Origin of the sequence: Neomicrococcus aestuarii (assembly GCF_014201135.1) — a bacterium.
Classification (GTDB): Bacteria; Actinomycetota; Actinomycetes; order Actinomycetales; family Micrococcaceae; genus Neomicrococcus; species Neomicrococcus aestuarii.
The window spans coordinates 521,149-541,751 of the sequence record NZ_JACHDR010000001.1 but is presented as its reverse complement, the minus strand read 5'-3'; the positions used below and the strand labels follow the sequence as shown (position 1 = coordinate 541,751).

The 20,603-nt window shown below is 56.2% G+C and carries 17 protein-coding genes; 3 read left to right on the top strand and 14 right to left on the bottom strand.

The genetic code is table 11. The features are described from left to right. Nucleotides 1-128 precede the first annotated feature (128 nt). From rpsA to polA, 5 genes are all read right to left on the bottom strand, one after another. Nucleotides 129-1,601 carry a 30S ribosomal protein S1 gene (rpsA, locus tag HD598_RS02385; RefSeq protein WP_183663549.1) on the bottom strand — a complete coding sequence of 491 codons (1,473 nt, stop codon included), beginning with the start codon at nucleotides 1,599-1,601 and terminating at the stop codon, nucleotides 129-131. A gap of 245 nt (nucleotides 1,602-1,846) precedes the next feature. Beyond that, the gene (locus HD598_RS02380; protein WP_183663547.1) at nucleotides 1,847-2,329 is read right to left on the bottom strand and encodes a hypothetical protein; all 483 of its coding nucleotides are present in this window, start codon (nucleotides 2,327-2,329) and stop codon (nucleotides 1,847-1,849) included. Nucleotides 2,330-2,868: 539 nt separating this feature from the next. Beyond that, nucleotides 2,869-3,366: a DUF6318 family protein gene (locus tag HD598_RS02375; RefSeq protein WP_183663545.1), complete on the bottom strand. Its 498-nt coding sequence runs from the start codon at nucleotides 3,364-3,366 to the stop codon at nucleotides 2,869-2,871. 475 nt (nucleotides 3,367-3,841) lie between these two features. Continuing rightward, nucleotides 3,842-5,197 (bottom strand): GNAT family N-acetyltransferase, encoded by a 1,356-nt coding sequence (locus HD598_RS02370; RefSeq protein WP_183663543.1) that lies wholly within the window; start codon nucleotides 5,195-5,197, stop codon nucleotides 3,842-3,844. 118 nt (nucleotides 5,198-5,315) lie between these two features. After that, complete coding sequence (gene polA, locus HD598_RS02365; RefSeq protein ID WP_260170616.1) at nucleotides 5,316-7,982, bottom strand: DNA polymerase I; 2,667 nt, start codon at nucleotides 7,980-7,982, stop codon at nucleotides 5,316-5,318. Nucleotides 7,983-8,055: 73 nt separating this feature from the next. Here polA and HD598_RS02360 point away from each other — a divergent pair, with 73 nt between their 5' ends. Continuing rightward, nucleotides 8,056-8,595: a hotdog fold thioesterase gene (locus tag HD598_RS02360; RefSeq protein WP_183663539.1), complete on the top strand. Its 540-nt coding sequence runs from the start codon at nucleotides 8,056-8,058 to the stop codon at nucleotides 8,593-8,595. Between the two features lie 79 nt (nucleotides 8,596-8,674). Here the strand turns inward: HD598_RS02360 and prfB are convergent, their stop codons facing one another. From prfB to HD598_RS02325, 8 genes are all read right to left on the bottom strand, one after another. Continuing rightward, on the bottom strand, nucleotides 8,675-9,793 hold the full coding sequence (prfB, locus tag HD598_RS02355; RefSeq protein WP_071893690.1) for a peptide chain release factor 2: 1,119 nt from the start codon (nucleotides 9,791-9,793) through the stop codon (nucleotides 8,675-8,677). Between the two features lie 133 nt (nucleotides 9,794-9,926). Then, nucleotides 9,927-10,307, bottom strand: a complete 381-nt coding sequence (locus HD598_RS02350) for a hypothetical protein (RefSeq protein ID WP_183663537.1) — start codon at nucleotides 10,305-10,307, stop codon at nucleotides 9,927-9,929. 107 nt (nucleotides 10,308-10,414) lie between these two features. Further along, a complete protein-coding gene (locus HD598_RS02345) occupies nucleotides 10,415-10,798 on the bottom strand; it encodes a hypothetical protein (RefSeq protein ID WP_071895144.1) in 384 nt (127 codons plus the stop codon). A 144-nt stretch (nucleotides 10,799-10,942) separates the two neighbouring features. Next, nucleotides 10,943-11,314, bottom strand: a complete 372-nt coding sequence (locus tag HD598_RS02340; RefSeq protein ID WP_183663535.1) for a TadE family protein — start codon at nucleotides 11,312-11,314, stop codon at nucleotides 10,943-10,945. 55 nt (nucleotides 11,315-11,369) lie between these two features. Next, entirely contained in the window at nucleotides 11,370-11,606 is a 237-nt protein-coding gene (locus HD598_RS13405; RefSeq protein WP_260170469.1) for a hypothetical protein, read from the bottom strand. 332 nt (nucleotides 11,607-11,938) lie between these two features. Next, nucleotides 11,939-12,625, bottom strand: a complete 687-nt coding sequence (locus HD598_RS02335) for a type II secretion system F family protein (protein ID WP_232318066.1) — start codon at nucleotides 12,623-12,625, stop codon at nucleotides 11,939-11,941. Between the two features lie 248 nt (nucleotides 12,626-12,873). After that, nucleotides 12,874-13,728, bottom strand: a complete 855-nt coding sequence (locus tag HD598_RS02330) for a type II secretion system F family protein (protein WP_071893694.1) — start codon at nucleotides 13,726-13,728, stop codon at nucleotides 12,874-12,876. Beyond that, nucleotides 13,725-14,951 (bottom strand): CpaF family protein, encoded by a 1,227-nt coding sequence (locus HD598_RS02325; RefSeq protein WP_071893695.1) that lies wholly within the window; start codon nucleotides 14,949-14,951, stop codon nucleotides 13,725-13,727. Before HD598_RS02325 ends, HD598_RS02330 begins: the two co-directional genes overlap by 4 nt. 266 nt (nucleotides 14,952-15,217) lie before the next feature. Between HD598_RS02325 and HD598_RS02320 the strand changes: the two genes are divergently transcribed. Continuing rightward, complete coding sequence (locus tag HD598_RS02320; protein ID WP_183663531.1) at nucleotides 15,218-19,414, top strand: FtsK/SpoIIIE domain-containing protein; 4,197 nt, start codon at nucleotides 15,218-15,220, stop codon at nucleotides 19,412-19,414. A 15-nt stretch (nucleotides 19,415-19,429) separates the two neighbouring features. Here HD598_RS02320 and HD598_RS02315 read toward each other — a convergent pair whose 3' ends face one another. Continuing rightward, nucleotides 19,430-19,873, bottom strand: a complete 444-nt coding sequence (locus tag HD598_RS02315) for a hypothetical protein (RefSeq protein ID WP_071893697.1) — start codon at nucleotides 19,871-19,873, stop codon at nucleotides 19,430-19,432. A 358-nt stretch (nucleotides 19,874-20,231) separates the two neighbouring features. Here HD598_RS02315 and HD598_RS02310 point away from each other — a divergent pair, with 358 nt between their 5' ends. After that, nucleotides 20,232-20,480: a WhiB family transcriptional regulator gene (locus HD598_RS02310; RefSeq protein ID WP_071893698.1), complete on the top strand. Its 249-nt coding sequence runs from the start codon at nucleotides 20,232-20,234 to the stop codon at nucleotides 20,478-20,480. Nucleotides 20,481-20,603: the final 123 nt, after the last annotated feature.

Here is a 20,603-nt window from a genome sequence, read left to right as displayed (position 1 = left end):
GCGAACCTACGGCTCACCACTTGTTTGGTAACCCTCGAAAATAGTAGGCATAAAAAAGAGGGCCACCCGGTAAACCGGATGACCCTCCAAGGACTAACTTGAAACCTGCTCTAAGAGCAGATCAACAATTAGTTGCCCGTGAGCTTCTCGCGAAGCGCTGCAAGTGCTTCGTCAGATGCCAAGGTGCCCTGCTCTGCGGCTGGAGCCTCAGAAGAGTAGCTGGTCTGTGCTGGCTCGGAAGAACCCTCAGACGTTGCTGCAGCTGCATCTTCGGCGAGGTGCTGTGCAACCTGCTTCTTGTGGGCTTCCCAACGCTCCTGAGCCTCAGCGTACTGCTGCTCCCAAGCGGCGCGCTGCGTCTCGAAGCCTTCGAGCCACTCGTTCGACTCTGGGTCGAAGCCTTGTGGGTACTTGTAGTTGCCCTCTTCGTCGTACTCTGCAGCCATGCCGTAGAGTGCTGGATCGAATTCGGTGCCTTCTGGATCGACGCCCTCGTTAGCCTGCTTGAGGGAGAGCGAGATGCGGCGACGCTCGAGGTCGATGTCGATGACCTTGACGAAGAGCTCGTCACCAACGGAGACAACCTGCTCAGCAAGGTCAACGTGGCGAACTGCAAGCTCGGAGATGTGAACAAGGCCTTCGATTCCGTCTTCAACGCGAACAAACGCACCGAATGGAACGAGCTTCGTAACCTTACCTGGGACAACCTGTCCAAGAGCGTGGGTACGAGCGAAGGTCTGCCATGGATCCTCCTGCGTTGCCTTGAGCGAGAGCGAAACGCGCTCACGATCGAGATCAACTTCGAGAACCTCAACGGTAACTTCCTTGCCAACTTCGACAACCTCAGATGGGTGGTCGATGTGCTTCCAGGAGAGCTCGGAAACGTGGACGAGACCGTCTACGCCGCCAAGGTCCACGAATGCACCAAAGTTGACGATGGAGGAAACGACGCCTGGGCGAACCTGACCCTTCTCAAGCTTGTTGAGGAAGGTGGAGCGAACCTCAGACTGCGTCTGCTCAAGCCATGCACGACGGGAAAGCACAACGTTGTTGCGGTTCTTGTCGAGTTCAATGATCTTGGCGTCGATCTGCTGACCGATGTATGGGTCAAGATCGCGGACGCGGCGCATCTCAACAAGCGATGCTGGGAGGAAGCCGCGAAGTCCGATATCGAGGATGAGTCCACCCTTGACAACTTCGATAACGGTGCCGGTAACAACACCATCTTCTTCCTTGATCTTCTCGATGTCGCCCCAGGCACGCTCGTACTGTGCGCGCTTCTTGGAGAGAATCAGGCGGCCTTCCTTGTCTTCTTTCGTGAGAACAAGGGCCTCGACGGAATCGCCGACTGCAACAACGTCATCTGGATCAACGTCGTGCTTGATGGAAAGCTCGCGGGAAGGAATAACACCCTCGGTCTTGTATCCGATGTCGAGCAGAACTTCATCGCGGTCGACCTTAACGACGGTGCCTTCGACGAGATCGCCATCATTGAAGTACTTGATGGTGGCGTCGATGGCGGCGAGGAAGTCTTCTTCGGTACCAATGTCGTTTACTGCGACTTGTGGCGTACCGGTCTTCTCGTTGGTGGTGATGGTCATGTAGTAGGGGCTCCGATATGGATAGGATTTGTCAGTGGGATACCGGAAGTCCCGGCGTCCCGATGTGGATCATGCATGTCGCACGCGCGCGAAAAGACGCACAAAGTGCCTTTTCAGTTTAGTTACTCTTCGCAATCACCGCAAATCGCTGCGGTTCAGCTCATACCGCTGAGCGGACCGGGAATTACGACGGCGCAGCTCACCATTTCACGCTGATTTCGGACACGTGTTGAAGGCTGAGAGGCTTAGCCGTCGCTGCAACCAATTGCTCCTGGATTTGCTATGCAATCTTCCGCTACCAAAGAGCGTTTGGTCTTCCAAACGGTCATGGATTCAGGTGCACTGTCTACACGAGCTACGCCGTTAATCGAGATCCAGGGTCCACCGTTGACAGAGAACTGACCGGTGTAAACAGTGGTGAGGTTGATCGGAAAAGTACCCGTCTCTTCGAACTGATGCGACGTTTCAGTCTGAATATCGAACGGATCCCCTGCAACCGCCTCACCCGACTCATAAGTACGACGTGTCGTACCGTCTCCGTAGTTCCAGATGTATTCGATGGGCACCGCTCGAACTCGCACCGGCTGACCCAGAACCGTGGTGTTGAGGTTGCGAACACTGGCGGTCGCATAGATGTTGGTATGCGCTGTCCGAAGAGTGTTGCCTTGAGTGTCTAGATTGATCGTTGAAGGCGGAATCGGCAGCCGCTGAAAGTCTGATGCAGTCACAGTGATTACGACTGGTGGTGCGGCCGGTGCCGGTGCGCCGCCGGCGGCAACCGGAGCCGGCGTGCTAGGCGTTGATCCGGTGCACTGCCTGTCCCCCGTCTCAGTGGCAACGCCCGCACTATCGATTGCCAAAACGACACCCAGGTATTCACCTGGCGGACAGACGTCAGGAGCGGCGATCGCGCAGGCAATACTGACATCCCCCGTGGCGTTATCGGCGCACAAGTGTCGCCACGAGTATGTCCCCTCGGAGGATGTTGAGGTCGCGTTGCCGACAGATGCACTTGGATTCTTACTGGGCGGAATGGGTGCTGTCTGTCTGGGAGCAGAATTCACCTTGTTACCGCTTACTTTGGTTTGACCCGTAATTCCTTCAACAACAAACGACCCTCCGACTGAATCACTATTCCAATGATCAGATCGAGACGTGGTGACATTCCCTTCCATAAATTGCAAGGAAAAGTAACTGTTGCCTGCCAAAGCGTCTGAGACGCTGAGACCTCCTACAACTGCAAGTAACACGAGCGTCAATCTTGGAGTCATCGTTGTTCGTACTCCACTCCGTCAATTGGGTCTATAGCCAGAAATCTCCAGCCCCCATCGCGCCAAATTGAATAGGATTCAAAGGCACCCGAAGTGGACTTCAAATTAGCCTCTACGATCGGCCCGTCGGAGTTGTATACTTTTCGACCTTCTTGGTCGATTTCAACAATCGATACTTTGTAGCCTGCCGGCGTTTCGGATTGGTCTGAAAAGTAGGTGCTGATGATCGTGTCGCCATCGATCATCCATGCATTTCGCTCGGTAAATTGGTCGACGGATTCTTTTCGGTGATCGCAAAAAGCACTCTCCTCCACACAAAGCGCCATCATCTGCTTCGTGTCACCGGTCTTCTGCGCGTAGTTGTGCACCTCAAACCAGTACCGAGTAAACGCCTCTAGCCCTTCGGCCGTGTTCTTCTTGGCCGCGGCCGGCATGACTGGTTCCGGAATGTTCTTGGCTGGCGATGTCGGAGTAGCTTCTTGAGGCTTGGCCACGGGGCTGCTTGAAGCGGCAGCCGAATTGCTGGCCGAAGCACTCCCGGAAGTCGCCTGTGAAGCCGCGCTCGTTGGGCTCTCGCCATTAGCATCAGAGCTACATCCAGCTAGCGATAGTGACAGGCTCAGCGCTCCAGCGGCGCAAAGCACGCCCCATGACCGGTTGAATAAACGTCGAGGATTCGTCATTCGATCCCCTCCCCTATTTCGGATTCGATGACCCTCTTAAGGTATCGGAGCTAAGTAGACGAATAAGAGTTATCCACAGCCCAAAAGGAAGAGTTTGGTCAAAATCCGCCCGAAGGAAACCTTGCGTTAACCCTCGGCGTCACAGAGCGCGTAATCCCCGAAACGGCACCACATGAGATGCGCCGAAGCAATAGCCAAACGGCTAAAAGTGCGTCGGCGCCACGTCACGCGCCAGCACACGGGGACCGCCCAACAAGCACCGGTCAACAGGCGTCTAACCGAGAAATCAGAACCCTGTATTACAGAACGGCTTCACTGCCGTAGCCCACAAAGCATCCAGTGCGGCTGGCGGGACCGTGACATCGATCAATCCAGCTCGCACAAGTTGGCTGACACTCGTATCGCCCAGCATGAGCGCGCCTAGCGTCGCAACATCAAGTCCCATATCGGCGGCCTGATCGGGATTGTCTAAGAGGCCAACGCTAGCGACGCCTCCACGGATGGAAACGGAAAAGGTCCCTTCCGCGTAACCCCACCGGTCGCGGACGCGAAGACTGAAGTCACCGTCGGCCAACCATGAACGCGAAGTCAGCGCCCGCGGGACATCAAGCACCCGTACCCATAGATGGTGGTCAACAGACACGGTGTTCAAGGCGCCGGAGTCTTCCAAGGCATAGAACAGGGCGGTATCCACGGGCGCCTTCGGCCAAACGATCTTTTCGATCAGGTCCAAATTGGCCAGGTGCTCCCACAAAGCGAGCTCGGCGGAGTCACTTGCGGCGACGAAGTTTCGAATACCGATAGTCGGCGGCTTCCAGCCCCAGCCGTTGAAGGCATAGGTCACGAAACCTTCGGGTTCACCGGACGGCCCACGATAAATGAGCGCGCGCAACGTACGGTTCGGGACGGTGACGTCGTCGCTCCAGCGGCCGGTCTTGTATTCAAGATAGGTGCCCTGGCGATCAACAGAGCCGGGATTCTGAGCATGAGCGCGAGCGAAGATCGTAGCCGCAACATCACCAATCTTCGAAGGATCAGCATTAGTTACAGTCCCCACGGACGGCGACTTAAAACGCAAACCACCGGCGCAATTCAGCTCATATTTGGCTTCTCGAGTGGCGATTCCAAAGCCAAAGCGTCCATAAATCGCAGATTCTGACGCGGTTAACAAAGCGACGGGTCGCCCGGCTTCCACCGCAGCATCGAGGCTGTGGCGCATCATGGCGGAGAGAATCCCCTGTCGACGGTGCGATGCCGCAACGGTCACCATGGTAATCAGATGAGCCGGAACGAGCTCTGGCCCACCGATGTTAAAAGACTTTTCATAGTGCCCAAAAGTCGCAATGGGAAACGACCCTGAATAGGAGAATTCGTCGGCTTCTTGAGCAGCGTCGTCGTAAACAGCTACAAATCCGATCGGCTCATTCGCGTAAACCGTTCCCGTGCGTCGAATTTCCTCGGCACTGGCTCGCTTTTCGTAGAATCCCGATCGCATGGCGTTGAGGAATCCTACGGTGCGGTCAGAGGGCGTTCCGTCCGCCTGAATTTCGGGCAAGAATTCCTCGAGCCGAAGCCCCTCGCGCAACGCAACCTTGCGTTCCCCGTTGGTACTCGCACTCGCTTGCAGTGAACTTTCGGACATGGCTCCCCTTCCATACCGCAGCCTGCGTGTCGGAAGCGAGCAGGCGTCGTCGTACTCAAGAAATTTTCAGTACGACGACGCAGCTTCCGTCAGCGGGCCGCCTCAGTTAGTTACAAATTTAGTGACCTGCGTCGTTCCAGTTCTTGCCGATTCCGATGTGCACTTCAAGCGGAACGGAAATTTCGACCGCGTCACCCATTTTGGTCTCGACGATCTCGCGGATAATTTCCAATTCGCCCGGAGCGATTTCGAAAACCAATTCGTCATGGACTTGCAAGAGCATGCGGGACTTAACGTTCTGAGCGTCGAGTTCGGCCTGAATGTGCAACATCGCGAGCTTGATGACATCCGCTGCCGATCCCTGAATTGGCGAGTTCAGTGCCACTCGTTCGGCAATTTCGCGAAGCTGACGGTTGTCGCTCGTGAGGTCCGGCAAGTAGCGTCGGCGGCCCAGGATGGTTTCGGTGTATCCAACCGAGCGGGCCTTCTCCACTCCCGAACGGAGGTAATCGCGGACGCCGCCGAAGCGCTGGAAGTAGTCCTTCTGAAGCGTGCGGGCTTCGTCCACGGAGATGCGGAGCTGCTTGCTCAAGCCAAATGAGCTCAGCCCATAAGCAAGGCCGTAGGACATCGCCTTAACCTTGGAGCGCATCGCCGGAGTGACTTCTTGGGGGTCCACGTTGAACACGCGCGAACCCACAAAACGGTGCAAGTCCTCTCCCGAGCGGAACGCCTCGATCAGCCCTTCGTCGCCGGAAAGGTGCGCCATGATGCGCATTTCAATCTGCGAGTAGTCGGCAGTCAGCAAGGTTTCATATCCCTCGGCCGCGACGAAGATTTCGCGGATACGACGGCCCTCTTCGCTACGAACGGGGATGTTCTGCAGGTTCGGGTTGAGCGAAGACAATCGGCCGGTTGCGGCAATGGTCTGCGCATAAGTGGTGTGAATGCGGCCGTCGTCGGCCACAGCCTTCCCGAGCCCGTCAACGGTCTGCTTGAGCTTCGTGGCGTCGCGGTATTCCATGAGCGCACCCAAGAATGGGTGGTTCGTCTGCGCGTACAGCTCGGTCAGCGACTCAGCATCGGTTGTGTAGCCGGTCTTGATCTTCTTGGTCTTTGGAAGCTCGAGCTCATCAAACAGGACAACCTGCAATTGCTTCGGAGATCCCAGGTTGACCTCGTGGCCGATCGCTTCGAACGCGCGAGACTTGGCGTCGTCAATGACCTTGGAGAAGTCCTTTTCGAGAACCTCAAGTTGCGGCAAATCAATCGCAATACCCACGCGCTCCATCCGCGCGAGAACTTGCGAGAGCGGCAGCTCGAGTTCAGCCAACAAACTAGCGGCGTTCCGCTCAGACACTTGACCGGCAAGCATCAAACTCAGTTGGCGCACCACGAAAGCAGCGCGGGCAGCCGACGCCGAGTAGTCCTTGCCGTCAAGGCCCAGATCAAGCTCGCCCTTGGACTCAGACTCACTCAGGTCCAGGGAAATCTTCAAGTGGTGCAATGCCACATCCGGAAGTGCATGACTACGGCGGTCCGGCTGAATGAGGTAAGCGGAAATCATGGTGTCGTCTACCACGCCGCCGAGTGTGAGTCCGCGTTCCTTGAGCTGTTTGAAAGCCAGCTTGTAGTCGTGCACGGCCTTCTTGTAACTCACCGATTCGAGCGCCGAAGCAATCGCAGCTTCAGCATCAGGATCGAGATCTGCGAGCTTGATGTAGGAGAGCTGATCCTCAGACGCGAGTCCTAGCGCGAAGACATCATCGGGCATGCCCGGGTTGCTTGCTGCGGGCGCTTCCGTCACCAGGTAGAGGCCCAATACATGCGAGCCCTCGGCCTTGAACCAGTCCGTGATCTCTGAAGCGGAGGTCAGAATGGTTGCTTCTGGCAGCTCTTCTTCAACGACCTCTTCCTCTTCTTCAGTGAAAAGTTCCCACACGCGCTTGCGCAGAGTGTTGAATTCGAGGGTGTCGAAGATTTCCTCGAGCGCTTCACGGTTGGGCGCTTCGAGTTCAAGAGATTCAAGGTTGACCGGCAGCTCAAGGTCACGGAGCAAGTGGTTCAAGCGACGGTTCCGCTTGACGTTATCGAGGTTCTCACGCAGCGAATCGCCGACTTTGCCCTTGATTTCGTCGACGTGTTCAAGGATGCCCTCGAGCCCGCCATACAGGTTGATCCACTTTGCGGCGGTCTTCGGTCCAACGCCAGGCACGCCGGGCAGGTTATCCGCGGTCTCACCCACGAGCGCGGCGAGGTCCGAATACTGATTCGGCTGCACGAAGTACTTTTTTTCGATGGCGGCGGCGTCCATCGGAGGGATCTGCGAAACACCCTTCGTGGGGTACAGAACGGTTGTCTTTTCCGTGATCAGCTGGAAGGCATCGCGGTCGCCGGACACCACCAAAACTTGCATGTCAGCGGCTTCGCCGAGGGTCGCGAGAGTTGCGATGATGTCATCTGCTTCGTAGCCGTCCATCGAGATGGTCGGGATGTTCATCGCTTCGAGGACCTTGCGGATCAGGTCAATCTGGCCCTTAAATTCCTCGGGGGTCTTGTTTCTGCCGGCCTTGTACTCGTCATACTGTTCCGAGCGGAACGTGGGCGTATCCAGGTCAAAAGCCACACCGATATAAGTCGGCTGGTGCTCGCGAATCATGGTGAGCATCATGGAAATGAACCCGTGAACGGCGTTCGTGTACTGCCCTGATGCTGTCAAGAAGCTGTCGGCTGGCAGGGCATAAAACGCTCTGAACGCCATCGAATGACCGTCAATAACGATCATCTTTGACGTCTTTTGGGCGGTTTCTTGAATTTCCGGTTTTGCTACATCACTCACAAGTGCAAGCCTAGTTGTCATGAGCCAGAATCACACGACCGCCTCAGCATCTAATGAATCTTCGGATTCTCGTCACACTTCTGCGGCTGAAACCCCATTAAGTACGACGACGGAGCATCCGTTTGCGGATCAGCTCACTCGCGCTGGGGTTCCGGAAGAATTGTGGGGTCCCTTTGGGAAGTTCGGTGTTGGGCCACTCGTGGAGAAGTTGGGCATTGTGTTCACGGAGATGAGCGCCCGACGCCTCGTGGCCACGATGCCTGTCGAGGGGAACACGCAGGTTGCGGGCATTCTGCACGGCGGTGCTAGTGCCGCTCTCGCTGAGACTTTGGGGTCGTTTGGCGCAGCGTTGCACAGCTTTGAGCAAGGCCTTGGCAAACGACCCGTAGGCGTGGACCTCAACTCCACCCATCACCGTGCGGGCGTGTCCGGTCTGGTCACCGCTGTCTGCACGCCCATCTTCTTGGGATCGCGCATCACCACTCACGAAATCATCATGAGTGACGATCAAGGTAAGCGGTTGTGCACCAGCCGAATCACCAACATGTTGGTGGAGTAGCGGGAATGGTGGAGTAAGCAGAGGGCTTTCAGGAGCTATTCGCCGACGCTAAGTAGCAAACCGGCGGGGTATTTCAGGCTTAGCTATCGGCGGCGTTGCGGTTGTTGGCACGCCAGCGGATACCAGCATCGATGAAGTCATCGATGTCACCATCAAGGACGGCTGAAGTATTGCCGACTTCGTGTTCGGTGCGGAGGTCCTTGACCATTTGGTAGGGGTTCAGGACGTAGGAACGCATCTGGTCGCCCCAGCTGGCTTTGACGTCGCCTGCGAGCGCCTTCTTTTCAGCGTCCTCTTGTTCCTTTTTGAGCAAGAGAAGGCGTGACTGCAGCACGCGCATTGCCGCCGCTCGGTTTTGGAGCTGCGACTTTTCGTTCTGCATAGAAACCACAATTCCGGTTGGAATGTGGGTCAAGCGCACTGCAGAGTCCGTGGTGTTCACAGACTGTCCGCCTGGGCCCGAGGAGCGGAAGACGTCCACGCGGATCTCGTTTTCTGGGATCTCGATGGAATCCGTCTGTTCGATCAGGGGAATCACTTCGACGGCAGCAAAGCTGGTTTGGCGACGCCCCTGGTTGTCGAAGGGGCTGATGCGCACTAGACGGTGTGTTCCGGCTTCGACAGACAGCGTGCCGAAGGCGTAGGGTGCGTTGACCTCGAAGGTGGCGGATTTGAGTCCGGCTTCTTCCGCGTAGGAGGTGTCCATGATCTTTACGCCATAGCCGTGCTTCTCTGCCCACCGGGTGTACATGCGAAGGAGCATCTCAGCGAAGTCGGCAGCGTCTACTCCGCCGGCGCCCGAACGAATCGTGACCACGGCTTCGCGCTCGTCGTACTCGCCGGACAACAAGGTAACGACTTCCAAGTCAGCGAGAGCCTTACGCAGTTTGGAAAGTTCCTTTTCAGCGTCACGCAAGGCTTCGTCGTCGTGATCCTCTTCTGAAAGCTCAACCATCAGCTCGAGGTCGTCGATGCGTTCTTCGAGCTTCTCGAGTCGTTCCAATTCAGACTGGCGGTGGGACAACTTGGACGTCACCACTTGGGCGCTTGCCGGGTCATCCCAGAGGTTCGGCACGCCCGCTTGAGCGGACAGGTCTGCAATGTCAGCCTTGATTTTGTCGACGTCTGAGACTGCCTGAATTGAAGTGAATGTGTGTCGAAGAGCCGCAATCTCTGCGGGAAAGTCAATGGAAGCCATGGTCTAACTAGGTTACGACACCACCGCAAGATTCTCTTGTCGCGTTCCGTGACAAACAGCTCGTCACTCCGCAAGGCCTACTGCTCATGGCCTACGGCTGAGTGCTCACTGCTCACTGCTCACTGCTCACTGCTCACTGCTCGAGATGAACACGCGCGTCGGACTCGACGCTAATCGTCACACCGTCGGGGACGATCCAATTGACCAATGGAGGATGCACCGAAGCACCGAGACGAACATGGGCGGTTCTACCATCGGGGCTTGCGGTGGCTTCCAAAATACGAAGTTCAGTGAATTTGTTACTCGCATTCGTCTCCGACAGATAGCTGGCCACCGACTCTTGCACGGTCGCGTTGGTGAGCTTCACGCTGAGATCCCCACCTTGCAAATCAACCAAGTAATCATCGGCGGCTGCGGTAGAGGCCCCATCCGCTACACCGAGTAGACGCCGTGCCTGCCCGTTGACTTGGGTGGCCGCCAACATAACCGTTACCACCAAGAGTGCGATCGCCAACAGTCCGATAATGAGCGGGGTTGACTGACCAGATTCACCCGATAGATCTTGACGAAGACGTGCACCGCACATGCGCCGATATCTAATTCCCAAACTCTTCATCTGCGTCACCCGAATCGATCCACACGGTGAGTGGACGTTGAACTCGTGGTCATGAGTCCTGATCCCACGCCTTCTGGCAAGAGAGGCAGTGGAACGTTGATGTGCACACTGACCGTCACGGTGCTTCCTGGTTCTAGGCAAGCATCAGAACAAGTAATGGTCGTGTTCGCCGCGCCAGCAGGAATGCCCATATTGTTCAGGGCAGTGGACACCGCGGAGGCCGCGCGACTTCGTGCTTCGGATTCAGACTCAGCGCCAACAAAGACCTTTGCGGCGTGGTCTGCAGCTCCAATCGCCGCTAGCGATGACGCCTGAAGCTGTGCAACTGAAAGTATCAAGTAGACGATGGGGACCATCAAGCCAACGGCCAAGAAAACGAATTCGATCATGGCCGAACCCTCTTCAGCTACGTGAAGTCGATGCCACCGCGGTTTCCACGCTTGCAGCGTTCGCGCTGGCTGTTTCTCACGCATCGTCATCACTCCCCTCACCCCGTGCTTGATCTTGACCTCCCCAGCTTCGGTAGCCGAACGTTATTCGTATCTCACGGCTTCGCCTGATACTTCAAGCTCTCCGCCTGTCGAAAAGAAGCCAAGTAGTGGGAAGTCTGTAGAAACCCGAATGCGAACGGCGGGCTGCCCGCCAATACTTGTTTCCTGTGCCGATACATTGGCTTGAAATCCAGAGCCTAGCGAACCCTGAAGCAACTCTCTGGTTCGAGAGATACCATCGCCGGTGGTTCGATCGGCGAGCGTTCCGTACCGTGCCCCGTTAGCTGCGGCATCGAGCATCGTGTTTCTTACATGCAGAACCAATGTGAGCTGCACAATCGAGATAAAGAGCGCGATGACAAGAGTGCTCACGAGGACGAACTCAGGGATACTGGCGCCGTCTTCCTTGGCCACCGACGAAAGACTTCCCTTCGTTCGCCCCTCGCAAGTTCTCCGGAGCAGAGATCGACTATCCAAGGCCTGCGACGTTATCGATCGCCTGGTTGAAGAGCTCAATCAGGCGAGGCCCTGCGATTGCAAGAAGTCCTGCTACCAGCAACGCTGACATGATCGCCAACATGACCCAGCCAGGAACGTCTCCGCGTTCTTGGATTTGGACACGCTGAGTCAGTCCGCGTACTAGTGATGAGACAAAAGTTGAGATTGCTCGAAGTGTTGTCAAAAAGTGAAACGAAACCTTTTCCATGGTTCCCCCTCGTTCCTTAGTTCTTGTGATTAAAGAGAGTGACTTCAAAGATTGAAAAGCGTGACTTCAGAAATTGTGGTGACGGTGGCGGACAAGAAAAGTGCTAGTGAGATGAGGCGATGAAGCCTGCCGTCAAGTGGTGTGTAGCACTCAACAGTTTGAAGCTATCCAGTGAAAGTTAAGCTTTGGCAAACACATGGAGAATCATTGGAAACACTGATGTCAGCACCTCGTAATGCTGCTTCACGCTCAGCCTATGAAAATCAAACCGCTCGCGGGGAAGTAGCTCAAGAATTGTGGATAACTGGATACACAACTCCAGCGGACGCCTGTCAGAAGCTGAAGTCGAACAGTGCGATGCCCGGAAAGACGGCAAATATCACCGTCAGCGGGAGGATACCGAAGACAACTGGAAGCAGCATGCTCACTTCCTTCTTTCCAGCTGTTTCCATCAGTTCTCGCTTTGCAGCATCACGAACGTCCTGAGCCTGATCTCTCATGACCTGAGCCAGGGGCGTGCCACGGTCCGTTGCCACCAAAATGGCGTCGACGAATCGCGTCATGATGTCCTGGTCAACACGATCAGCCATGGACCTGAGGGCCTCGCCGAGTGCGCTTCCTGCTCGCACGTCCGCGAGCACTCGACCAAACTCGTCTGGGAGCTCGCCTTCTGAGCTCCTGCGGACTCGTTCCAAAGAACCCAAGGTGGACTCTCCAGCGGCCACTGACAGTGCCATCAGTTCTGCAACATTGGGGAATTGGCCAAGAATCTTTCGCGCTCGGCGAGCAATGGTTTCACCCAGCCACCAGTCTCGAAGCAAGAACCCGCAGATGGGGAATCCAACCACCATGACAAGAGACAGCAACGGGTTGAAGTTCTGGTTCGGTACAGAAAGGATCGTGGCCAAAAGCGCAACACACAAACCAATACCGGCCCATAAGAACTGTTGTGCCCGGAAATCGGAGACGGAAATATCGAGCCCAGCCCTCGCGATGCGTTTCTTCAGAGCGTCACCCATGGGACTGATACTCGAGGATCTCCTGACGAGGTCTTGAACAAAGGGAGCAATGATCCTGCCCAACGGTCCAAAGGAACCGCCTGCATCGTGACTTGTCAGTAGGGCAGATTGCATTCGACCCGCACGCAGTTGCGGCGCTATTCGTGCGGCGAAAGTAGATCGCCTAAAGCGTGGAATCCGGGTGAAGACAAGGACTAATCCAAGACCCAATCCCAACCCGCACAGGAGACCGGCGAAGATACTAGGACTCATTTCAGAATCCTCTCTTCGTCCGGAAGCTCACCCAGACGAATCATGAGCTGATAACAGACCACGGAGATGATCAATCCACTAATTAGCACCAGTCCCCCAAGACCTGTCGAATAGGCGTCCGCGACCGCTGGCTGTGTTGACATTAGTAGCAAGACAATCCAGGGAGCAGCGACCGAGAGCCTCGCGGCGTTGACCGTCCACGACTGCCGAGCCTCAAGCTCTCCTCGGGTTCGAACGCTATCTCTCAAGAACTGGGCCAGTGTTCCTAACATCTGGCCTAGGTCCGATCCGCCCACCTCTCGCGTGAGTTTGAGCGCGCTAATGATCTTGTCGGCAACCGGATTAGCGAGGCGGATACGCAGATTCTCTATGGAGGTATCGAAACGGCCGCTGACTCGGTAGTCACGAGCGAACTCGTCAAAGGCCGGACGAAGAGCAACGGGACCCTGTTCGCTGAGCTGCGACAGCGCTTCGGGAAGAGAAAGACCTGCTCGAACCCCGGATCGAAGGTGGTCTACAACGTCGGGCCACACTTCCCGGAGATTCTTTGAGCGCTGATGCGCTCGCCAGTTCACCAGGATGATCGGCAAGAGTGCACCAAAAAGGCCGAAGATCAGCGCGATCAACGGTGCTCCCGTAAAGATGAAAACCAGGAGCAAGGTGACGAATCCAGCTATTCCGCACGCGGCGAGCAGCCCAGAAGGCGAAACGTTGTCTAGCCCGGCCCGCAACAGCATGTTGCGGATAGCATGCCGCTCCTTCTTAGGCGCTTCGGTGGGAGGCTCATGCCAGAAAGACCACCAAATCAAAAACAGGCCTAGCCCTAGCATGAGGCCTAGCAGCGCACTCATGCGGCCTCTCTAAGGATCGAGTTGATGTCCAATCCCGCATGATGGAACTTTTCGGACGGCACATCTGCGGAGTCCATCAGCAGTAGCTCACCGTCAACTCGTTTGAAGATCGAGGACGTTTCAATCACCCCGTTCTCGACTCGTTTGCCGAGGGCGAGGATTTCCGAGATCCGGCGTTGGCCAGTTCGGGAGCGTTCGCAGTGGATGACCAAGTCGATGCTCGAGGCGACGGTTTGAGTAACGAAGTGCGGTGAAATATTGTCGCCGGCCAAAAGCGGCAGCGTACAAATCTTGGTGACGGCATCGTGAGCGCTGTTGGCGTGAACACTTGCCATGCCAGGAAGACCTGAGTTCAAAGCGATAAGCATGTCCAGGCTTTCCGCCTCTCGCACTTCACCCACAATGAGACGGTCTGGGCGCATTCGCAAGGACTCCTTCACCAAGCGACGCATGGAAATTTCGCCTTCGCCTTCAAGATTCGGCTGACGGCATTGGAGCCCTACGACATCCCGAAGTGGTACTTGTAGCTCGAAGATCTCTTCCACCGTAATCACACGCTCGCGACTTCCAATGGAAGCGGCGAGACAATTGAGCATCGTCGTCTTTCCCGCCTGCGTCGCACCGGAAACGAGAATATTCAGCCCCGAAGACACTGCCGCGTCAAGAAAGGCAGCCGCTTGCGGAGTCATGGAACCTAACTTGACGAGCTGTTTGAGGGATGCGGCGCGCGCAATGAACTTTCGAATGTTGACAGCCCACTCCTTGCGGGTGACGTCCGGGATTGCAACGTGCAATCGCGAACCGTCAGGCAAGGCAGCGTCCACGAAAGGCGAGCTGAGGTCCAAGCGGCGCCCGGAACTCTTGAGCATCCGCTCCACCAGAAAGTGCACGTCCGAGGGTTCCAGCCGAATGGAAGTCAGTTCGGAAGTGCCCCGGCGAGCTGAAAATACTTCACGCGGCGAGTTGATCCAAATTTCCTCTACTTCTGGATCATCAAGAAGAGGCTGAAGAGGACCAAAGCCGGCAACTGAATCAAAGATCAATTGATTGGTTTGATCAAAGTCAACGATCGGCGGCAAATTGGCTCGAAGCGTCCGTTCGTCATAGTCCAGGACAGCGGCGTGGATGAGACTGCGAACTTCGTCTGGCTGTACGAAAGGATCCAACCCACGACGACGCAGGATCTCCCGAATTTCTTCTTCCAGCCTTGCAATTGCTTCCATGCATTCCCCTCAGCTCACTGCACTAGTGCTCCTGCTTGACCGCGCACCATAAGGTTCGTGATCACCGTAGGCAACACTTTTGGATGCTTTCAATCCAACGCAGAGTTCTGTGGACAAGTGGATGAACGAGTTATCAACAGAAAGTGAACTATCAGAAAATCTCACGACGATTCGTTCTACTCTCACTGTGAACCCAGACCGCGAGAAAGGATGACATGCAAACGTTTTTGATGTTCCGAAGAACTTCACTTGCCCATCCTGAACACATGTCGCGACAAGGTTCAGGCCTCATCGAAATCGAGGGACGTGGAGAAGGGATTCCTCGCGAGGCATTGATGCAAGCCCTCAATTACGACGACGCAGCTTCAGTCCGCGGTCCACTTGATGTAGGTGCCACGTGCGCGAGCATGCCGGTAAAGCTTCCGAGCGCCGGTTTGGTAGTGGTGGACCAGTCGGATCAGGGGTTGAACGAGCAGGCGTCGCAGAACGCTGCGACTTCTTCGTTTGATCACGGGCTCGCTGATCATGGACGTCCGCACCGACGAAACGCCTATCTCACGGTGGTTGCCGGACCGGACGTTGGTCGCCAATTTCACTTGCCCAGAGGCACTTACAGCATCGGACGCAGAGATGCCGATGTGAGTATCCGCGACCCTGCAATGCCGACGCAAGCAGGCGTCGTCGTACATTCTGCCCAAGGGTTCGCCTTGAAACTACACCGCGGTTACGGTCAAAGTCATGGCCCGAAAATTCCAACGACTCGTCACCTGTCCTTTGGTGACACCTTTACGCTTGGCTCAACGAGATTTCGCCTTGAAGAGGATCGAGAGCTAGAGAAATCAGAACCTCAGCCCGTTCAAACTTCGTGGCCACTTCCCGCCATCACCATCACCAATGCACCTCGAGCACAACGGCCGCTCATGATGACGGTAGGCGCCGTCATGCCCGTGGTGCTGGGTCTGGCCATGGTGCTCATCATGGGCTCGTGGCTTTTCATGCTCTTTGCACTCATGAGCGTGGTGACAGCCGGAGTTCCGGCACTGTTGCAATGGCGCGACAAGAAGAAATTGAACGTTCGGATCCAAGCCGAACTCGCGAAGGATAAACGACAAAGGCAGTACGTCGCTCCAGATTGGGGCATATTACGAACCTGGCTGAGGCATCCCAGAGGATCGATGCCAGGCGCCTCACCATCGAGCGGATCGTCGGCGGAGGGGCAACGCAACGATCCATCTCGGGAAGCTTCACTCGCTCTTCCCCTACCCATCGGGGAAACTGATCGGCTACCTGTCGTCGTGAGACTAGGAGCGGGAACGGAGCCGCTCGAGTTCTACCATCAGGACTGCCCTGCAATCGTGACGTTGTCCTCCCAAACACCCACAATCTTCTGCGGCATGCGGTCTCGCGTCCAAGAGGTGCTCCGTGCGTGCTTTATCCGGCTTCTACTTACCGATACTTCTCGCCGACTTACGTTTGTGTTGATCGGGGACGGTTCGTGGCTTCCTTCCCTCGCTCGCGCTGCGGGGAAAATCCACTACTACGAAACGGTTGAGGCTTTTGCTCAGCTCCACGCGCCTGCGAGCGCAGGTCCGGTGATTGTTTTTGCCTCGCGCGGTAACCTCAGCGAAGCCCGCGGTCCGAAGAGATTCGAATCGACTGGATCGAACTATCCGCCGCTCTTTGTGGCTTTCGAGTATTTAGACGAGCCCGTGGCAGCATCCCGCGCTGCGGAGAAATCGGGTCCTGGAGGCGACGTGGGCGAGTCATTCGCCCACGAGATTCGGGTGGACACTGGACAGTGGATAAATCGCACTCGATCAGATGGTGAAGAGACGTCACGAGTTTCGGTGCTCCTCGACGGAATGTCCGCCGAAACAGCCACGGTGTTTTTGGAGATTCTTGCATTGAGCGAGGTCCCAGTTCCGGAGACCTCGGAACCGAAGCCGAAACAACGGCACAGCGAGCATGAACATCCGGCGCTCAGCAGCGCTAACTCCTTGCTACTTGATGCGGGGGTGGCCTTAGATGCCAGCACGGAAGCGATGCAGAGCACGCCGAAAGTAGCTAGTTCCGGCAACGGTCTAAAGCTCGATCTCGCAACAGATGGCCCGCACATGCTTGTTGCAGGCACTTCTGGTTCTGGAAAATCCGAAGCTCTGAAGTCCATGGTGTGGTCCATCGCTCGGCACTATTTACCGTCGGATGTTTCCTTCCTTCACTTTGATTTCAAGGGCGGATCAACTCTGGGCGAGTTCGCGGCGCTCCCCCATACGATCGCCGTTGAGACCGATCTAACCCGCGCCGATGCCTCCCGTATGATCCGAGGAATTCGAAGCGAGCTCTCTCGCCGCGAGCATCTTTTTCAGAAGCAAGGTGTTGCTGATTACCCGAGTTGGCGCGCGATAGCAGACATGCGAAACGACCTGCCAAAAATTTCACGGCTAGTAATTGTGGTGGACGAGCTGCGGATGTTGTTGTCGGCTATGCCCGAAGCCATGAACGAGTTAGCGTCGATTTCCACTATCGGACGATCTCTTGGGGTACATCTACTGCTCTCAACGCAGCGTCCACTCGGGGTCGTATCTCCGGACATTCGAGCGAACATCGGTATTTCTGTGCTTCTTCGAGTCGCAAGTCAACAGGAATCACTAGACGTTATTGGAACGCCGCAAGCAACATCGATCTCCCACCGATTTCCAGGACAGGGGTACGTCAAAGTTGGCTCGCAACCAGCGCAACGAGTGCAGTTTCCGCCACCCAGCGGAACGTCGTCAGGATGGATGATCCACCGTTATGGTGACGTCGTAGGACCAGCGCTCTCGACGCTCCACGTCGCCTCTGCTGAGCCCCCGCTGACGCCGGTGCAACGCTGGCTTAACTATTCAGGCGGCGTCACCATCGACCCCGCCCCTCCAACCGCCCTCCCGGTTGCGTTGCCGAACGAGGTTGACGGCGAGCTGTTGGTGACGCTGATGGAGCACACGATTCGTCTGATTTCACACAGCGCGGAATACGACGACGCCCGCTCGCCAGAGGCAGCCTCTCCAGAGGTACCGATCTATCTCGGAGTTGGTAACGACGAAACGATGGGCGATCTGGAGCCGGTGCTATGGGATTTGCAGAGTTCGCCACGCTTGTCGGTTCTTACCGGGATGGATGGTGGAGGATCGGCGGTCGCCGCATCCTTAATAAGACAGTTTCTGGAACACTCATCGCGAGTGATTGTCATCGATGGGGCTGAGATGTGCGGCGATTTCGCCGACGATCCTGAGGTTTACGCATACGCGTCGAATGCAGACTCGATTGCCATCGTCGAGATCTTGGAGCGAGTCCATGATGAATTGATGCTGTCTTACGACGCTCACGGTGCGCACACACTCGTGATGGTGACTGGCTGGAGCGCTGTGCTTTCCCGAGTGGGTCCACGAGTTGCCACCTCTTTGGAACAGCTCATGAGTTCGCTCGTGCGTCTTACGGTGACGGGACGAGTTGCAGTAGTCGCTCTCGGCGCTCGTGAACTCACCGGAACGACACTCTTCGCCGCATTAGAGAGCCGGTTGTATTTGCCGTTCGGACTCGGCAGCGAAGTCAAGGCGCTTTGGCCACGAATGGTGGAGATCCCTGATATTCGGGGTCGTGGTGTGCTCGTTGTACCCGGCGGGCCTCAATTGGGTCGAGAAGTTCAGTGTCTTAACGGCACGGGAGTAGGAACGCGTCGTCCTTTAAGTCCAGTCCACGGCGACGCCGGCCGTGGCTCGGGTTGCGGCTGGGCAACGGCATCGGCCGAGGACACGTACCCGGTGACTGCCACGGCCACGGCCGGCACGCTAGTCCCCACGACATTTGCTGCCCCGAATTTGCGTGGCCTGCCTAAACAAGTTAGTCCCGACGCGACTCTCATCGCCGGGCTCCTCGCGCAAAGTCTCGCCGAGGAGAGCGAATCCCTCGCTTTTCCGCTTGGAATATCGTCGCCGACCCACGAACTATTCGTGTGGAGACCAGGCCGCATAGGGCTCATCGCAGGTGGCTCAGGAACCGGCAAAACCTCGATACTGATGAATCTCGCCCGCACCCTAGAAACGCAAGGACTACCCAATGGTTGCGTGAGGATCACTGGTTCAACGGTGAGCTCGACGGATCTACAGGACATCATTCGATCTCCGCCACGTGTCCTACTTATCGACGATGTTGATCTGATTCCCGATACCCTGAGAGCAGAAACTGAGAAGCTGCTTCAGTCATGCGGCCAGACAATTGTGACGGCGAAAGCAGATTTCAAGTCGCTACATCGAATGCCCGGTGCCCTCCTTCAGCGTCCGGAAGGCGCGGACATCCTACTGAGTCCCAGAACTCCGCAAGAAGCAGATGCGCTCGGCTGGCAGGGTTGTCCCGTGGATCCATCACCTGGCCGAGGGTTCCAACGTCTGCATGGACGATACGTCCGTTTTCACGCGTGGAGTTGAAAGAACGTTCGACAGCTATCGCTCGTTGCGAAATCCCAGGTTGCTGGCAAAGAAGTCAGTGGTGGCTTTGGCAAACATCAAGATGACGGCTAGAGCTGACGGGATCAAGAGCAAGAGGGCAATCCACCAGGTCGGTCCAATCAATAGTTGCGTCGCAAAGATGATCTGGAAGATGTGCCACACGATCACGAACGCTCGCGTCCATGGACGCGACTTGAGAATCTGAAAGCCCGATAACGCAGCAAGACCCGTTGCTGCTAACAAAAGCACCAGAAAGAAGATGCGTCCGCTCATCGGAACCGGACCTGGCGTGCCAAGAGAAAGTGCATACCAAACCAGGACAACCCCAGCACCCAGAGCCATCAAGAACATCACAGCGGCTATTGCTTTGACCGTCCATGGCGACGGAGTCACCAGTGCACCGGATGCCGACGCCACGTTCGAGCCAGCGTTGGGCATCTCTTCTAATTTGGGGCTGTTAGCCGAATTCTTCGACCTCTTTGCTTGGGAACTCACCCTGAAAACGTACCTGAACTTCCACGATCCCGCCGATAAATCTCCGGGATTCTAGAACAAAGTGGTCACTCGTGACAAAAACCACACAAGGATTCACTATATTTTTACACAAAACCTCTTGTTTACAACTTCAAGTCATGAAACCCTTATTTGGCAGTTGCCGCGGGAGTAGTAAGCTCCCGCTTTCGTTTGTTGAAGCACTTAACTTCGGGCAGTCGGACTCTTGGGAATTTCTCAGAGCTGCTGTCCGTTGTTCATGAATTGCCCTAATTATTGCCTTTGAGAAGGAGCACTAACGAGCATGAGTTGGCGTAGCCGCGCAGCATGCCTGGACAAGGATCCCGAACTCTTTTTCCCAGTGGGAAACACGGGTCCGGCATTGCTCCAGATTGAAGAAGCCAAAGCCGTGTGCCGCACGTGCCCTGTCATCGATACCTGCCTTCAGTGGGCTATCGAGACCGGTCAGGATGCTGGCGTATGGGGTGGCATGAGCGAGGATGAGCGCCGCGCGTTGAAGCGTCGCGCTGCCCGCGCACGCCGCGCTTCCTAGTACTGGGATTCCTAGTACTGGGATTCCAAGTACTAGGATTCGCAGTACAAAGATTCTCCGTACAGCGATCAAAGTACAGCGATTCCTTCACGCAGCCCGGCGTCCTCGCCAGCTGCAGAGACG

Coding starts and splice junctions, on each gene's coding strand:
- prfB (WP_071893690.1), bottom strand. CDS start 9,793: ATGGCTTCCATTGACTTTCCCGCAGAGATTGCGGCTCTTCGACACACA.
- HD598_RS02330 (WP_071893694.1), bottom strand. CDS start 13,728: ATGAGTGCGCTGCTAGGCCTCATGCTAGGGCTAGGCCTGTTTTTGATT.
- HD598_RS02345 (WP_071895144.1), bottom strand. CDS start 10,798: ATGATCGAATTCGTTTTCTTGGCCGTTGGCTTGATGGTCCCCATCGTC.
- HD598_RS02320 (WP_183663531.1), top strand. CDS start 15,218: ATGTCGCGACAAGGTTCAGGCCTCATCGAAATCGAGGGACGTGGAGAA.
- polA (WP_260170616.1), bottom strand. CDS start 7,982: ATGATCGTTATTGACGGTCATTCGATGGCGTTCAGAGCGTTTTATGCC.
- HD598_RS02370 (WP_183663543.1), bottom strand. CDS start 5,197: ATGTCCGAAAGTTCACTGCAAGCGAGTGCGAGTACCAACGGGGAACGC.
- HD598_RS02335 (WP_232318066.1), bottom strand. CDS start 12,625: ATGGGTGACGCTCTGAAGAAACGCATCGCGAGGGCTGGGCTCGATATT.
- HD598_RS02315 (WP_071893697.1), bottom strand. CDS start 19,873: ATGCCCAACGCTGGCTCGAACGTGGCGTCGGCATCCGGTGCACTGGTG.
- HD598_RS02310 (WP_071893698.1), top strand. CDS start 20,232: ATGAGTTGGCGTAGCCGCGCAGCATGCCTGGACAAGGATCCCGAACTC.
- HD598_RS02360 (WP_183663539.1), top strand. CDS start 8,056: ATGAGCCAGAATCACACGACCGCCTCAGCATCTAATGAATCTTCGGAT.
- rpsA (WP_183663549.1), bottom strand. CDS start 1,601: ATGACCATCACCACCAACGAGAAGACCGGTACGCCACAAGTCGCAGTA.
- HD598_RS13405 (WP_260170469.1), bottom strand. CDS start 11,606: ATGGAAAAGGTTTCGTTTCACTTTTTGACAACACTTCGAGCAATCTCA.
- HD598_RS02325 (WP_071893695.1), bottom strand. CDS start 14,951: ATGGAAGCAATTGCAAGGCTGGAAGAAGAAATTCGGGAGATCCTGCGT.